General features: G+C 75.2%; 13 protein-coding genes. 8 read left to right on the top strand and 5 right to left on the bottom strand.

Going from position 1 to position 14,721, the window contains the following annotated elements; translation table 11 throughout:
- The first annotated feature begins 139 nt into the window (after positions 1–139).
- Genes ACTMS0_RS09475 through nagA form a run of 3 tightly spaced genes read left to right on the top strand, consistent with a single transcriptional unit; the run spans position 140 to position 3,143 of the window.
- Positions 140–1,069 carry an SIS domain-containing protein gene (locus ACTMS0_RS09475; RefSeq protein WP_441154773.1) on the top strand — a complete coding sequence of 310 codons (930 nt, stop codon included), beginning with the start codon at positions 140–142 and terminating at the stop codon, positions 1,067–1,069.
- A complete protein-coding gene (locus tag ACTMS0_RS09470; RefSeq protein ID WP_441154772.1) occupies positions 1,066–2,037 on the top strand; it encodes an ROK family protein in 972 nt (323 codons plus the stop codon). Before ACTMS0_RS09475 ends, ACTMS0_RS09470 begins: the two co-directional genes overlap by 4 nt.
- On the top strand, positions 2,034–3,143 hold the full coding sequence (gene nagA / locus ACTMS0_RS09465) for an N-acetylglucosamine-6-phosphate deacetylase (protein WP_441154771.1): 1,110 nt from the start codon (positions 2,034–2,036) through the stop codon (positions 3,141–3,143). Before ACTMS0_RS09470 ends, nagA begins: the two co-directional genes overlap by 4 nt.
- Positions 3,144–3,147: 4 nt before the next feature.
- On the opposite strand, the gene ACTMS0_RS09460 is transcribed toward nagA, so the two are convergent.
- Entirely contained in the window at positions 3,148–4,359 is a 1,212-nt protein-coding gene (locus tag ACTMS0_RS09460) for a DUF4032 domain-containing protein (protein WP_441154770.1), read from the bottom strand.
- A gap of 110 nt (positions 4,360–4,469) precedes the next feature.
- Between ACTMS0_RS09460 and ACTMS0_RS09455 the strand changes: the two genes are divergently transcribed.
- Positions 4,470–5,237, top strand: a complete 768-nt coding sequence (locus ACTMS0_RS09455; protein WP_441154769.1) for a phosphatase PAP2 family protein — start codon at positions 4,470–4,472, stop codon at positions 5,235–5,237.
- Between the two features lie 10 nt (positions 5,238–5,247).
- Positions 5,248–6,471, top strand: a complete 1,224-nt coding sequence (locus tag ACTMS0_RS09450) for an APC family permease (RefSeq protein ID WP_441154768.1) — start codon at positions 5,248–5,250, stop codon at positions 6,469–6,471.
- Between the two features lie 3 nt (positions 6,472–6,474).
- Here the strand turns inward: ACTMS0_RS09450 and ACTMS0_RS09445 are convergent, their stop codons facing one another.
- Positions 6,475–8,271 carry a potassium channel family protein gene (locus tag ACTMS0_RS09445; protein ID WP_441154767.1) on the bottom strand — a complete coding sequence of 599 codons (1,797 nt, stop codon included), beginning with the start codon at positions 8,269–8,271 and terminating at the stop codon, positions 6,475–6,477.
- Positions 8,272–8,348: 77 nt separating this feature from the next.
- On the opposite strand from ACTMS0_RS09445, the gene ACTMS0_RS09440 reads away from it, so the two are divergent.
- The 3 genes from ACTMS0_RS09440 (at position 8,349) to ACTMS0_RS09430 (ending at position 11,165) form a co-directional block, all read left to right on the top strand.
- On the top strand, positions 8,349–8,837 hold the full coding sequence (locus ACTMS0_RS09440) for an MSMEG_6728 family protein (RefSeq protein ID WP_441154766.1): 489 nt from the start codon (positions 8,349–8,351) through the stop codon (positions 8,835–8,837).
- Positions 8,838–8,867: 30 nt separating this feature from the next.
- Positions 8,868–10,394, top strand: a complete 1,527-nt coding sequence (locus ACTMS0_RS09435) for an FAD-dependent oxidoreductase (protein ID WP_441154765.1) — start codon at positions 8,868–8,870, stop codon at positions 10,392–10,394.
- Positions 10,395–10,721: 327 nt separating this feature from the next.
- Complete coding sequence (locus ACTMS0_RS09430) at positions 10,722–11,165, top strand: HNH endonuclease (protein WP_441154764.1); 444 nt, start codon at positions 10,722–10,724, stop codon at positions 11,163–11,165.
- 106 nt (positions 11,166–11,271) lie between these two features.
- Here the strand turns inward: ACTMS0_RS09430 and ACTMS0_RS09425 are convergent, their stop codons facing one another.
- From ACTMS0_RS09425 to ACTMS0_RS09415, 3 genes are all read right to left on the bottom strand, one after another.
- Complete coding sequence (locus tag ACTMS0_RS09425; protein WP_441154763.1) at positions 11,272–12,768, bottom strand: serine/threonine-protein kinase; 1,497 nt, start codon at positions 12,766–12,768, stop codon at positions 11,272–11,274.
- Between the two features lie 79 nt (positions 12,769–12,847).
- Positions 12,848–13,618 carry an enoyl-CoA hydratase/isomerase family protein gene (locus tag ACTMS0_RS09420; RefSeq protein ID WP_441154762.1) on the bottom strand — a complete coding sequence of 257 codons (771 nt, stop codon included), beginning with the start codon at positions 13,616–13,618 and terminating at the stop codon, positions 12,848–12,850.
- Positions 13,619–13,783: 165 nt separating this feature from the next.
- Complete coding sequence (locus ACTMS0_RS09415; RefSeq protein WP_441154761.1) at positions 13,784–14,668, bottom strand: LysR family transcriptional regulator; 885 nt, start codon at positions 14,666–14,668, stop codon at positions 13,784–13,786.
- Positions 14,669–14,721: the final 53 nt, after the last annotated feature.

Genomic DNA, 14,721 nt, shown 5'->3' with positions numbered 1-14,721 from the left:
GCGCGAAACTACGAGGACGCAAAAGTCTGCTCTGCTCGATCACCGGCACGGTTGCCACGGCCACCCGGGCTCGCGCAGAATAACGCGCGAAAGATGGCTCTAACGAGCCGTATTGCGCACCGCTCTCGGGAGAGTTCTCATGTCGTACGTCGACGCGGAGATCGCGAGCCAGCCCGACTGCTGGCGGGAGGCGGCGCAACTGGCCGCCACGGTGGCCGAGCACCTGCCCCGCCCCGGCGAGCGGGTCGCGGTCGTCGGCTGCGGCACGTCGTGGTTCATGGCGATGGCGTACGCGGCCCGCCGCGAGCACGCCGGCCAGGGCGAGACCGACGCCTTCCAGGCCAGCGAGTTCCCCGTCGCCCGGCGGTACGACCGGGTCGTCGCGATCACCCGCTCCGGCACCACCACCGAGGTCACCGACCTGCTGGCCGGGCTGCGCGGGGTGCTGCCCACCACCGTCCTGGTCGGCGACCCTGCCTCGCCCGCCGTCGAGCTGGCCGACGCCGCGGTGCCCCTGCCCTTCGCCGACGAGCGTTCGGTGGTGCAGACGCGGTTCGCGACCACCGCGCTGGCCCTGCTCCGGGCCCACCTCGGCGACAACATCGGCGCGCTCTCCGCCGACGCCGAGGTGGCGGTACGCGCTCCCCTGCCGATCGACCCGGCCCGGATCGAGCAGGTCACCTTCCTCGGTCGGGGCTGGACGATCGGCCTGGCCCACGAGGCCGCGCTGAAGTGCCGCGAGGCCGCCACCTTCTGGGCCGAGGCGTACCCGGCCATGGACTACCGGCACGGCCCGATCTCGATCGCCGCCCCGGGCCGGCTGGTCTGGGCCCTCGGCGACCTGCCCGACGGGCTCGCGGAGGACGTCGCGGCCACCGGCGCCGCGTTCGTGCACAGCCGCACCCACGGCTGCCGCAGCGTGATCGGCAACTGGGCCGCCGGCCGGACGCCGCTGGACCCGATGGCCGACCTGATCCTGGCGCAGCGCTTCGCGGTCACGGTCGCCACCACCCGGGGTCTCGACCCGGACGCGCCCCGGCACCTCAGCCGCTCCGTGGTCCTCGCGTGACCGACGAGGTCGTCGTCGCGAACGCAGGGCCGCTCGCCGACGAGGTCGTCGTCGCGCTCGACGTCGGCGGCACCGGGATGAAGTGCGCCCTGGTCCGCCGGGACGGCACGGTCGTACACAGCGAGCGGCACCCGACCGACGCCGCGCGGGGGCCGGCGGCGGTCGTCGAGACGATCCTGGACGTGGCCGACGCCCTGGCCGGCAAGGCCCACCTGGACGGGCTCACCCCCGTCGCGCTCGGCGTCGCCGTCCCGGGCGTCGTCGACGAGGCGCGCGGCGTGGCGGTCTGGTCGGCGAACATCGGCTTCCGGGACGTACCCCTGCGGGAGCTGGCCGAGACACGGCTGGGACTGCCGGCGGCGCTCGGCCACGACGTGCGCGTCGGCGGCCTCGCCGAGGCCCGGCTCGGCGCCGGTCGCGGCGCCCGGCACGTCCTCTTCGTCGCGATCGGCACCGGCATCGCCGCCGCCCACGTGGTCGACGGCTCGGCCGCCACCGGCGCGCACGGCGCCGCCGGGGAGATCGGCCACATCCTGGTACGCCCCAGCGGCCCGCGCTGCGGCTGCGGCCGGGCGGGCTGCCTGGAGGCGGTCTCGTCGGCCTCTGCGGTGGCCCGCCGGTACGCGGAGCTGACCGACCCACTGGCCACCGGTTGGACCGTGAGCGCGGCGGAGGTGGCGGCACGGGCCGCCGCCGGCGACCCGCCGGCCCTCCAGGCCTGGTCGGAGGCGGTCGAGGCGCTCGCCGACGGGCTCGCCACCGGTCAGGCGCTCTTCGACGTCGAGACGATCGTGCTGGGCGGTGGCCTGGCCCAAGCCGGCGCGCAACTGCTCGACCCGCTGCGCGTCGCGCTGCACGACCGCATGACCTTCCACCGCGAGCCACGGCTGGTCGCGGCGGCCCTCGGTGACGAGGCCGGCTGTCTCGGCGCCGCTCTGCTCGCCCTCGACACTCTGGAGAAGCGATGACCGTACGGGTGACCGGCAAGGTGGTGACCCCGAACGGGGTGGTCCGGCAGGGCTGCGTCGAGGTCAACGGCGAGCGGATCACCGCGGTCGCCGAGTACCCGTCGGTGCGCGACGGGCACTGGATCCTGCCCGGCTTCGTCGACATGCACACCCACGGCGGCGGCGGGCGCACCTTCACCACCGGCGAGGCCGACGAGGCGCGCGAGGCCGCCGCGTTCCACCTGCGACACGGCACCACCACGCTGCTGGCCAGCCTGGTGAGTTCGCCCTTCGAGCTGATGCGCTCCGCCACCACCGCGTACCGCCCGCTGTTCGCCGAGGGGGTGCTCGCGGGCATCCACTTCGAGGGCCCGTACCTGTCGGCGGCCCGCTGCGGCGCGCAGAACCCGGAGTACCTGCGCGACCCGTCGACGGAGGAGCTGGCCGAGCTGATCGAGCTGGGCGGCGGCGCCGTCCGGATGGTCACCCTCGCCCCCGAGCGGGACGGCGCGCTGGAGGCGGTCAAGCTGCTCACCGCGCACGCCGTGGTCGCCGCGGTCGGGCACACCGACGCCACGTACGACCAGACCCGCGCCGCCGTCGCGGCCGGCGCGAGCGTCGCCACCCACCTGTTCAACGGAATGCGGCCGGTGCACCACCGCGAGCCCGGCCCGGTGGTGGCGCTGCTGGACGCCCCGAACGTCGTGTGCGAGCTGGTCGCCGACGGGGTGCACCTGCACGACGGCATGCTGACGTTCGTGACCGCCACGACCGGCCCGGACCGGGCCGCGCTGATCACCGACGCGATGGCCGCCGCCGGCATGCCGGATGGCGAGTACGAGCTGGGTGGCCAGTCGGTCACGGTCGCCGACGGGGTGGCCCGGCTGGCCCGGGACGGCGCGATCGCCGGCAGCACCCTGACCATGGACGCCGCCCTGCGGCACGCGGTCGCCGCCGGCATCCCGGTCTCCGACGCGGCCCGGATGGTCGCCACCACCCCCGCCCGCGCCATCGGTCTCGGCGACCGGCTGGGCGCGCTCCAGACGGGGCTGCGCGCCGACTTGGTGGTGCTCGACGACGACCTCGAGGTGGTCCGGGTGATGCGCGCCGGCACCTGGCTGGAGTAGGCGGTCAGCCGGCGGCGGGGATCTCCATGCCGAGGACGGCCTGCTCGTCCGGGCGGTGCACCAGGACGTTCGACAGGTACGACTGCACCGCGGGCGCCATGCCGACGTCCCGGCCGGCCTGCTCGGAGAGCAGCCACTTGTGCTCGATGATCTGCGCGAAGATCTCCTGCGGCTCCAGCTTCCGGCGCAGGTGCGCGGGCACCGCCCGGACCACCGGCTCGAAGACCTCGGTCAGCCAGCGGTGCGCCGCCTGCTGCTCGTCGGTCAGGTCGCTCTCCGCCCGGTACGCGTCCAGGTCGTTGAGCAGCCGGCGGGCCTGGTTCTCCTCGGCGTCCAGCCCGGTCAGGCGCAGCAGCCGCCGGGTGTGGTAGCCGGCGTCGACCACCTTCGGCCGCACCAGGTACCGCCCGTCGTCGATGGTCGACACCGCGATCTCGGCGACGTCGAAGCCCATCTCGTTGAGGCGGCGGATGCGGCCCTCGATGTCGTGCCGGGCCTCCCGCTCGACCTGCTGCTCGTAGGTGATCTCGTGCCAGAGCCGCTCGTAGCGCTGCACGACCTCCTCGCAGACCGTCTCGGGGTCGATCGACTCGTGCAGCAGCCCGGCGGCCTGGAGGTCCAGCGCCTCGCCGAAGATGTTCACCCGGGCGATCTCCAGGTCCTCGCCGCGCTGCCCCTTGGAGAGCGAGCGGTGCAGGGCGCCGGTCTCCGCGTCCACCAGGTACGCGGCGAAGGCACCGGCGTCGCGGCGGAACAGCGTGTTGGAGAGCGAACAGTCGCCCCAGAAGAAGCCGGTCAGGTGCATCCGCACGAGCAGCGCGGCCAGCGCGTCGAGGAGCCGCTGCATCGTCTCCGGCCGCAGCGTGTGCGAGAACAGCGCCCGGTACGGCAGGGAGAACTGGAGGTGCCGGGTGATCAGCACCGGGTCCAGCGGTTCCCCGTCGTCGGTCTGCCGGTCGGCGACGATCGCCACCGCCTCGACCGACGGGAAGTCGATCCGCTCCAGCGCGCGCAGCAGGTCGTACTCCCGCTCGGCGACCCGCTCCCCGGTCTCCTTCACCGCGTACACGTAACCGCCGAGCCGGACGAAGCGGACGACGTGCCGCGAGATGCCCTGCGGCAGCGCCACCAGGTGTTGCGCAGGCCACTCCTCGAGCGGCGTCGACCAGGGGAGGTCGAGCAGCGCCGGGTCGACGAGAGCCGAGGTGATCCGCACGGCGACAAGTGTGACGCCTACCCCGCCGGAGCGCTTCCCCACGTGGCCGGGCGCACAACCGCCCCGGACCGCGCGGGTCGGCCGGCGGGCCGGGCCGGTAGCGTGGCGGCGTGCGCGAGACCACGACGGTACGGCGGGAGCCGCGGCTCCGGCCGGTCCGCCCGGCCGGGTGGTGGTTCGACGCCCTGCTGCTCGCCGGCCTCGTGGCGCTGACCGCCGCCCTCGCCGCGGAGCACCTCTTCGGTCTCGACCGGGCGGTCGACGACTGGTCGGACGCGCACCGCCCGGCGGTCGCCTACTGGGTCGCGCGGATCCTCAACTACCTCGGGCAGGGCACCCCGCTGACGCTGATCGCCGCCGGGCTGGGCGCCCTGCTGGCCGTCCGCCTCCGGTCGGTCCGTCCGCTGCTGCCGCCGGTGGCCGGGTTCGCGGTCACCTACCTGACGATCGGGCCGCTCAAGGTGTGGACGGCCCGGCCCGCGCCCAGCGCCAGCACCCAGGAGCCGTTCCTGCCGCCGGAGCGGACGCTGCCGCTCTTCCAGGACGATCTGCCGCTGCGCTTCGCCCAGTCGTACCCGTCCGGCCACGTCGCCAACGCGATCGTCTGGTACGCGGTGATCGCCCTGCTGCTCGCCCCGCTGCTGCGCACCTACGGCCGGGCCATGCCGACCCGACTGGTGACCGTGGTCCGGATCGTCCCGCCCCTCGTGGTGCTCTGCACGACGACCTACCTGGGCTGGCACTGGCTGACCGACTCGGTGGCCGGGCTGCTGCTCGGCCTGCTGCTGGACCGGCTGCTGCACCGGGTGCCCTGGGACGACATTCCGCTGCCCAGGGCGGTCGACCGCTGGAACCGGCCGTTCATCTCGTCCCCCTAGAGTCGCGCCCGTGGATCAACTGGCGCGCCGGCTCGGCGTACGCGACGCGGTGGTCATCGGCCTGGGTTCGATGCTCGGCGCGGGCGTCTTCGTGGTGTTCGCCCCCGCCGCGGCTGCGGCCGGTGGTGTCGGCCTGCTGGTGGCGCTGGCGCTCGCCGGCGTGATCGCCTTCTGCAACGCGACCAGCTCGGCGCGGCTCGCCGCCAGGTACCCCGAGTCCGGCGGCACCTACGTCTACGGCCGGGAACGCCTCGGCCCGTTCGCCGGTTTCCTGGCCGGCTGGGGCTTCGTCGTCGGCAAGACGGCGAGCTGCGCGGCGATGGCCCTGACGATCGGGGCGTACCTCTGGCCGGGCCAGGCCCGGCTCGTCGCGGTCGCCGCCGTCGTCGCGGTGACCGCCGTGAACCTGCGCGGCGTCACGAAGACCGCGACGGCCACCCGGATCCTGGTGGTGGTCGTCCTGGCGGTGCTGGCCCTGGTCGCGGTGGCCGGCGCGACCGGCGTGTCCCTCGACCGGGTTGAGGGGCCCGGCGGTTCGGCCCGAGGCGTGCTCACGGCAGCCGGCCTGCTCTTCTTCGCGTTCGCCGGCTACGCGCGCGTCGCCACCCTCGGCGAGGAGGTGCGCGACCCCGAGCGCACCATCCCCCGGGCGGTGCCGCTGGCACTCGCCCTGGTCCTCGTGATCTACCTGGTGCTGGCCGTGATCGCGCTCGGCGTCCTCGGGCCGGCGCGGCTGGCCGGGTCCGCCGCGCCGCTGGCCGACGTGGTCGCCGCCGCCGGCCTTCCCGGCCTGGCCTGGGTGGTCCGCGCCGGGGCGGCCCTCGCGGTGACCGGAGTGCTGCTCTCCCTCGTGGCCGGGGTCGGCCGCACCACCCTGGCGATGGCCCGCCGCCGCGACCTGCCCGGAGCGTTGGACGCGGTCCACCCGGTCCACCGGGTGCCGCACCGGGCCGAGCTGGCGGTGGCCGCCGTCGTGATCCTGGTGGTGCTCCTCGGCGACGTCCGCGACGCGATCGGCTTCTCCAGCGTCACGGTGCTGGTCTACTACGCGATCACCAACGCGGCGGCGCTGACGCTCGGCCGGGAGCCGGCGCGGAAGCTGCCGGTGCAGGCGCTCGCGGTGGCGGGGCTGGCCGGGTGCCTGGTGCTCGCGGTCAACCTGCCGCTGTCGAGCGTGCTCGCCGGCTTCGGCGTCCTCGCCCTCGGCGCCCTCTGGTACGCCGTCCGCCGCTGACCGTCACTCCTCCGCCTCTCGCGGGCTCGGGGCGCCGGCCGGAGCGGGCGGTGGGGGCTCGGGTGGCCCGGCCTCGCGGAGCAGCGCGTTCAGCCCGGCACGGCGGGCCACCACGGTCAGCCGGTCGCCGGCCACGATCACCAGACGCCGGTCGGGCGACCAGTCGTACTTCTGGCCGGCGCGGGCGTGCGCGAGCAGCCGGATGCTCTCGTCCCGGCCCACCGCCGCGAGCGGCCGCCCGTCCAGCGCCGACCCGGCGGCCACCGAGACCTCGGTGACCAGCAGGGCGTGTCGGCCCACCGAGATCGTGGCGATCACCGCGCGGTCCAGCAGCGCGGCGGCGAACGACGGTGCCGCCAGGTACGACACGCTGCGCGAGACACCGATGCCGAAGGCGCGCTGGATGCGTTCGGCGAAGTGCCCGTCGAACAGGCGCAGCACGACCTGGACCTCGTCGTTGAGGGCGCGCGCGTTCAGCGCGGCCCGAAGGTTCGCGCCGTCGTCGGTGGAGACCACGACCAGCGCCTGGCAGGCGCCGACCGAGGCGGCGCGCAGCGTCTCCTCCGTCGCGGCGTCCCCCACCACCAGCGGTACGCCGAGCCGCCGGGCCAGCCCGGCACCCCGCGCGTCCGGGTTCTTGTCGATGGCGACCACCTCGACGCCGAAGTCGTTGAGCTGGGCCATGACCCGCATGCCGATGTTGCCCAGGCCGACCACCACGACGTGGCCCGAGCGCTCGGGCAGGATCCGCCCGGAGTGCAGGGCCAGCCGGGCGTTGACGATGCCGTCGACCACCACGGCCGTGATCAGCGGGATGAGCGCCAGCCCGGCGAGGTTGAGCACCACCTGGAGGATCTGCTCGCCGATCGGCTTCGAAGCGTTCGGATCCTGCCCGCTCAACGTGGTGACCAGGGTCAGGTAGAGCGCCTCGCCCAGGCTCACGTGGGCGGTGCCCGCGTACAGGCCGCCGAGCACGGCGATCACCCCCAGCAGCACCAGCACCGCGATGCCGATCTTGCGGGTGGCGAAGCTGCGGACCGCCCGCAGCAGCATCATCACCGGCCGGCGCCGGCGCCGGGCCCGCCGGAGCCGCCGCGCCGCCACCTCGGTGCCGGGCGGGGCGCCGGTCGCCTCGGCGAGCACCACGTCGGCGGCGCGTACGTCGGCGGGGAGAACCCGGACCTCCTGCGGGTCGCTCGTGTCGGCCACCCCGCACACGACGTCCTGGTCGCGGACGTCGTCGCGGCGGGCCACGTAGAGGGTGCGCCCGCCGTGCCGGAAGTGGGTCGGCGCGATCTCGCCGAGGGCGGCGGCCACGAAGGCCGGGGCGGCCATCGAGGCGTCGGAGAGCACCGCCGAGTCGGGGAAGATCTGCCGTACGCCGTTGGCCAGGCCGGTGTTGAACATGCGCACCACCAGCCGCAGCCGGGGCTCCACCTCCTGCGCGCACAGCGCGGCGTGCATGTTGCCGACGTCGTCCTGGTGCAGCAGCGCCAACCCGTCGGCCCCGACCAGGCCGGCCCGGCGGAACGTCACCTCGTCCAGCCGGTCGGCCCGGATCACCTCGACGCCCTCGATGTCCCGGCCGTCGGGGCTGTCCGTACGCCGCCGCTCGGGGACGACCAGGGTGATCCGGATCCGGGCGGTCTGCAGCTCGGTGGCGAGCAGGGCCTTCACCACCCAGTACGCCAGGGCGTCGTGACCGCAGATCACGTAGTGCGCCCGGGGATCGCCGTTGACCCGGAACCGACGGCCGGCCCGCCGCGCACGATCGAGCAGGGGCTCCGCCATGTGCCGCATGGTAGTCAGCCGACAGCGGCGCGCGCAGCCCCGCGATCATGACGAATGTCCGACTTGCGGGTGGGTAGAGCACCGGTGTGCAGACATTCCTCCCGTACCCGGACTTCCTGGCGAGCGCCCGGGTGCTGGACCAGAAGCGGCTGGGCAAGCAGCGCGTGGAGACCATCCAGGTGCTGCGGGGCCTCACCCGGCCGACGTACGGGTGGCGCAACCACCCGGCGGTGAAGATGTGGGCCGGGTACGAGGAGGCGCTCACCCGGTACGGGCTGGACATGTGCGCGGTCTGGTCCGAACCCGGCCGGGCGGACACCTGCGCCGCCACGCTGACGACGGACCTCGCCGCCGCCTGCGGCATCAGCCGCATCCGTACCCAGCCCGAACTGGCCGACGCCGGCGAGCTGCCACCCTGGCTGGGCCGCGAGGACCTGCACCGCAGTCACCGCTCGTCGCTGCTGCGCAAGGACCCCGAGCACTACCGCCCGATCTTCGGCGACGACGTGCCGCCCGACCTGGAATACGTCTGGCCCTCCTCCGACCGCGAGCGCCGCTGCCTGCAACCCGAGTGACCGGCATCGACGTCCGGCAGACTGAGCGACATGGCCTTGTCGCAAGTGGTCGGCCGGCTCATCGGCGTACGCCAGCACCTGGTCGACCCGGGCGGCGGTGGCGCCCCCCGCGTGCCGCACCCGGCCCCGGCCGTGGTGGTCGGCGGCGGCATCGCCGGCATGTCGGCGGCCGTGGTGCTCGCCGAACGCGGCGTGCCCGTCACCGTGCTGGAGGCGGCCCCCACCCTCGGCGGCCGGCTCGGCGCCTGGCCGGAGGCCCTGCCCGACGGCACGCAGATGAACGAGCACGGGTTCCACGCGTTCTTCCGGCAGTACTACAACTGGCGGTCCGTCCTCCGCCGGGTCGACCCGGCGCTGGGCTTCCTCCGGCCGGTCCCCGGCTACCCGATCCTCTCCGCGGAGTGGCCCACCGAGGAGTTCGGCCGGCTTCCGCCCGCTCCCCCGGCCAACCTGCTCACCCTCCTGCTGCGCAGCCCCAGCCTGCGCCTCGCCGACCTGCGCAGCATGGACCGGGATGCCGCGCTGCCGCTGCTCACCTACGACCCGGTCCGCACGTACGCCGACTTCGACGACACCACCGCCGACGATCTGCTGACCTCGCTCAGGCTGCCGGACCGGGCGCGGGCCATGCTCTTCGAGGTCTTCTCCCACTCGTTCTTCAACCACGAGGCGGAGATGTCGGCCGCCGAGCTGATCGCGCAGTTCCACTTCTACCTGCTCGGCAACCCGGAAGGGCTGGCGTTCGACTGCCCCGACGAGGACTACGCCACGTCGATCTGGCAGCCGCTCGCCTGGCACGTCGAGAAGCACGGCGGCCGGGTCGTCACCGGCACCGCGGCCACCGCGCTGCACCGGGACGCCGCCGGCTGGCGGGTCGAGGCCACCGAGGGGGCGTACGCCGCCCGCCACGTCGTGCTCGCCCTCGACCCGCCGGCACTCGCCGCGCTGGTCGCGGCCTCCCCGACGCTCGTCGAGGTCGCTCCCGAGCTGGTGACGCGGATGCCCGCGTTCGGCCGGCCCGGTCCGCCGTACGCGGTGGCGCGCTACTGGTGCGACGGGGACGTGGACGCGGGGCGAGCGGTGTTCAGCGGCGTGTCCCGACAGCCCACTCTGGACTCGGTGACGCTCTACCACCGGCTGGAGAACGAGCCCCGCCGCTGGGCACAGCGCACCGGCGGCTCGGTGCTGGAGCTGCACGCGTACGCCTGCGATCCCGGCGTGCCCGCCGCGGAGCTGGCGGAGCGGATGTGGGCCGAGTTGACCACGCTGTGGCCGGAGGCGGCCCGCCTGCGGATCCGCGACCTGCGTGCCCGGGTGGGGGCGCAGGCGCCCGCGTTCACCCCCGGCAGCCACGTGTGGCGCCCGGGCGTCCGCACCGACGCCGACGGTCTCTACCTGGCCGGTGACGGCATCCGCACCGAGTTCCCGAGCGCCCTGATGGAGCGGTCCGCGGCGACCGGCATCATCGCCGCGAACCACATCCTGCGGGCCGAGGGCGGGGCGGCCGAGCCGGTCCGCTCGATCCGCCCGCGCGGCCTGCTGGCGCGGCGCGGCTGACCGGGCCGACGTGACGGCCGCCCCGGCGGCCGGGCGCCCGGGGTCGCCGGGGTGGCGGGCCGGGCCGCCGGGCGGAGATCGAAATGCGTTGCCCGGGTTCGCTGCCGCCCCTACCGTGATCGCGCAAGGTCAACCACCGCTGCGGGAGCTGTTCATGTCGATGTCGCACGTCAGCCGTGTGCCGTCGGTGCTGCCCGGCGACGGTTGCCGTGCCGGTGGAGGTGGCCGGCCCGACTGACGCGTACCCACGTCGAGCCGCCCGTCCGCCGCAGGACCGGGCGGCTCTCGTCGTCCGGGGGGGACCGCCAGTCAGGGAGGGAGATTCCGGTGAACGCCGTCCTCGTCGTCAACGCCGACCTCGGCCCGCTGCACCGGGTCACCGTCCAGCACGCGATCCGGATGCTCTGCCGCCGGGTCGCCGAGATCCACGAGGCCGAGCCGGACCGGGTGATCGGGGTGTTCCCCGTCCCCCGGGTGGTGCGGCTCGTCCGGTACGTGGTGACCCGCTGGCGGTTCAGCGCCGGCCCCGCCTGGTCGCGGGCCGGTGTGCTGCGCCGGGACGGCCGGTGCTGCGCGTACTGCGGAGGCCCGGCCAGCACCATCGACCACATCCTGCCCCGCTCGCGCGGCGGCCGGAACACGTGGCGGAACACGACCGCCGCCTGCTACGAGTGCAACCAGCGCAAGGGTGACCGGACGCCCGCCGAGGCGGGCATGCCGCTGCGGCGCGAGCCGGTGACCCCGACCTGGGCGTCCCTCGCCGGGCGGTGACAGACCGGCCGGCGGGGTACGGGGGGCCGCCTCGGTGAGCACGTCTCCCGGGGCGGCACCCGCCGGCCCCCTCCGGTGACCGGCCGGCCCGTCCGGGCAGGGTCGGTCACCGGCGGGTCTCGTTCACCCGGGCCACCGGCCGGCCGTTGGCGCACCGGACGGTGACCAGGCTGCGGTTCTCGATGGACACCAGCTCGACCCGCACCTCCCGGGCCGGGCCCGGCTCGTACTGCCCGAGCTGGTAGCCGGCGGCCGGGGCGACGTCGACGACGTGGGCCATCTTCCCGTCGCAACGGACCGAGACGGTGCCGCCGCGCGCGTCGACCTCGGTCGGGGACTGGTCCCCGGTCGACGGGGCCCCGCCGGTCGGCGTCGGCCCGTCCGACGGTGTCCCGCCCGGGCCCGGGGCGGCGGTGGCGGAGGCGATCGGGGCCGGCGAGGACCGGGCCTCCGAGGACGCGGCCGGGGCGGCGGACCGGGTCTCCGGTCGGGGCGCGTCGCCGGTGACCGGCAGCGCGACGCTGGACGTGGCGCCAGTGCCGAGGCCGGTCTCCGGCTCCTCGGCGGTGCCGGGCCGCCGGACCGAGGGGGTGCCGATCGTGCCGGCGAGCGCCACCGCGCCGAGCATCGCCGCGGCGACCACCACGAGAAGGCGGGTGCCGTTCCGGGACCGGCGGGTGGGCCTCGCCGGGCGGCCCTCCGGCGGGGCGGCCGGCGGTCGCAGGGCGGGAGCCGCCGCGTCGTGGAGCCGGCCGGGTGACCCGTCCGGCACATCGCCCGCCTCCGGTCCCCGCATTCGGAGCAGCGCCCCGGTCAGGATGCGCGCCGCCTCGGCGGCCGTGGGCCGGTCGGCGGGGTTCTTCGCCAGGCACTGCCGGTAGAGGCGGCCGACCTCCGACGGGACCCCGTCGACGTGGGGCAGCGGCCCCGGCTCGTCGTACGCGTGGGCACGCAGGAAACCGGTCCGGGTACGCCGCCACGGAAGCCGGCCGACAAGCACGTGGTGGACGAGCAGGCCCAGCGCGTACACGTCGGCGGCGGGCAGCACCTCCCCGGCGTCCAGCCGCTCCGGCGCCGTGTAGGCCGGGGTCCCGAGGAGCCGCCCTTCCCTGTCGATCTCGGGCGTGCCGACGCCGGCGGCGATGCCGAAGTCGAGGACCTTGGCCCCGGTCGGTGTCAACATCACGTTCTCGGGCTTCACGTCCCGGTGCACGAGATGCTGGGCGTGTGCCGCGGCGAGGCCGGCGGCCACGTCCGCGCACACCCGCAGGGCCTCCGTCGGCGACAGCGGACCGGTGGTGAGGCGCCGCGCGAGCGTGGTGCCGGTGAGCAGTTCCATCACGACGAAGGGCACCTGCTCCCCGTTGAGCGGGGACTCCCCGAAGTCGTACACGTTGGTGAGGTTGGGGTGCGCCACGCGGGCCGCCGCCTTCGCCTCCGCCCGGATCCTCCACCGGGCCGCCGGGTCGGTCGCGGTGAGGACCTTGATCGCGACGTCCCGTTCCAGCACCTCGTCGTGGGCCCGCCAGACGGTCGACATCCCGCCTGTGCCGAGCCGGTCGGTCAGGCGGTAGCGATCCGCGAGCAACTGATCACGCTGCACGGTGGACAGCCTGCCAGAGCGGCCGGCGTCCGGCACGACCGGAATCCGTCGACCGGCGTCAATCGAGGCCAGAGGCCCGTCAGGTGAGGGGCGGGGTCCAGGTGAAGCGGGCCGGGCGGCGTTCGTTGGCGGCGGCCACGCCCTCACGGGCCTCGCCGCTGGCCCGGACCTGCCCGTGCCACCACGCGATCCGGTCGGCGTCCGCGCGGCCGTCGATGATCTCCTTGGCGGCGGCGACGGTGAGCTGCGAACGCGCCGCCACCGCCGCGGTGATCTCGTCCACCCGGGCGGCCAGCCCGTCGGCGGGCAGCACCTCGTCGACGAGGCCGATCCGCAGGGCCCGCTCGGCGTCGACCAGCTCGGCGGTGAACAGCAGGTGCTTCGCCGCAGCCGGCCCGACCAGCCGGGTCAGCCGCCGCGTGGTCGGTGCCGGGTAGACCAGGCCCAGCCGCGCCGGGGGTACGCCGAAACGCGCGTCGTCGGCGGCGATCCGCAGGTCACAGGCGACGGCGAGCTGGCACCCGCCACCGACGCACGCGCCCCGGATCGCGGCGACGGTCGGCTTGGCGAAGGCGGCCAGCCGCTCCTCCGCCTCCACGGCGATGCTGGCGTCACCGGCGTCCAGCAGCTCGTCCAGATCGCCGAGGTCCGCCCCGGCGCAGAACGTGCCGTCGGCGCCGGTGAGCACCAGGGCCCGCACGGCCCGGTCGGCCTCCAGGCGGTCCAGCACCTCCGGCAACTGCCGCCACATGGCGGCGGTCATCGCGTTGCGCCGCGCCGGATTGTGGATCACCACCGTCGCCACCGCGCCGGTCACCTCGACGAGGAGTTCCGCGTCCGCCACCGCCACTCTCCCTCCGGGCCACCGGGCCGGTCCCCGGTGCGGCGACGATATCGGCGTTGGCCCCTGCTCGGGGCGGTAGGTGATCTGATCCACTCCATGCCCCCGGCATGGCGGTGTCCGTCCTCGGTTGATCGCGCGATGCCGCCGGCATGGAGTGGATCAACCCGCCGCTCACCAGGTTCCGGCGGCCGCCAGCAGGGTCCGGCGTACCGCCTGCACCTCCCGCCGGCCGGCCGCCTGCGGCCGGGTGGCGAGGAAGAGCGTGTTGAGCGGGGGCACGGCCGGTCGCAGCAGCGCCACCAACCCGCCGGAGGCCAGGTGCCGGTCGCACAGGTACGTCGGCAGCACGCTCGCCCCGGCACCGGCCACGACCGCGCCGAGCACCGCGCGCAGGTCGGCCACCACCAGGTTCGGCGTGCGGGTCAGTCGGGTGTCGAAGACCGTACGCCACCAGCGGCGCAGGATCGGGGCCTCCTCCGCGTACGCCACGAGTGGCACCTCCCGCAGGGCCTGCGGGGTGACCGGAGCCGGCAGCCGATCCGCCCACACCGGGGCGGCGACCAGCGTGAACTCCTCGTCGTAGAGCGCCTCGGTCGTCAGCCCGCGCCGACGCGGGCGGACGCTGGTCACCGCCAGGTCGAGCCGGCCGGCGGCGAGGTCGTCGGAGAGCCGCTCGGGCAGGCCCGCGGTGACGCGCAGCTCCAACCCGTCGGCGACCAGCCCCGCGAGCGCCGGCAGGACCCGCTCGGCCAGGAACTCGGCTGGTCCGCCGAGGAAGACCGTCCGGGGGTACGGCTCGCCCGGGTCCTCCGCCAGCACCTCGTCGAGCCGGTCCAGGGGCTCGGCGACCCGTCGCGCCAGTTCGTCACCGGCGGGGGTCGGGGCCACTCCGCGCGGCAGGCGGTCGAAGAGCGGCCGGCCCACCGCCTCCTCCAGCGCCCGCAGCTGGGCGGTGACGGTCGGCTGCGCGAGCCCGAGCAGCTGGGCCGCGCCGGTGACCGACCCGGTGCGGTGGACGGCGAGGAAGCTGCGGAGCAGGTCGAGCGAGACCTTCACATCACGAAACCTATCGCAGTGGTGCGCTTCGCCTATTGGTCAGCTATGGATCG

The sequence above is a fragment of the Micromonospora sp. H33 genome, from assembly GCF_052068455.1.
Lineage (GTDB): Bacteria > Actinomycetota > Actinomycetes > Mycobacteriales > Micromonosporaceae > Micromonospora.
Note: the sequence above shows the minus strand (reverse complement) of the source record. Positions and strands in the feature narration are given on the sequence as shown.

Coding starts and splice junctions, on each gene's coding strand:
- ACTMS0_RS09475 (WP_441154773.1), top strand. CDS start 140: ATGTCGTACGTCGACGCGGAGATCGCGAGCCAGCCCGACTGCTGGCGG.
- nagA (WP_441154771.1), top strand. CDS start 2,034: ATGACCGTACGGGTGACCGGCAAGGTGGTGACCCCGAACGGGGTGGTC.
- ACTMS0_RS09445 (WP_441154767.1), bottom strand. CDS start 8,271: ATGCGGCACATGGCGGAGCCCCTGCTCGATCGTGCGCGGCGGGCCGGC.
- ACTMS0_RS09435 (WP_441154765.1), top strand. CDS start 8,868: ATGGCCTTGTCGCAAGTGGTCGGCCGGCTCATCGGCGTACGCCAGCAC.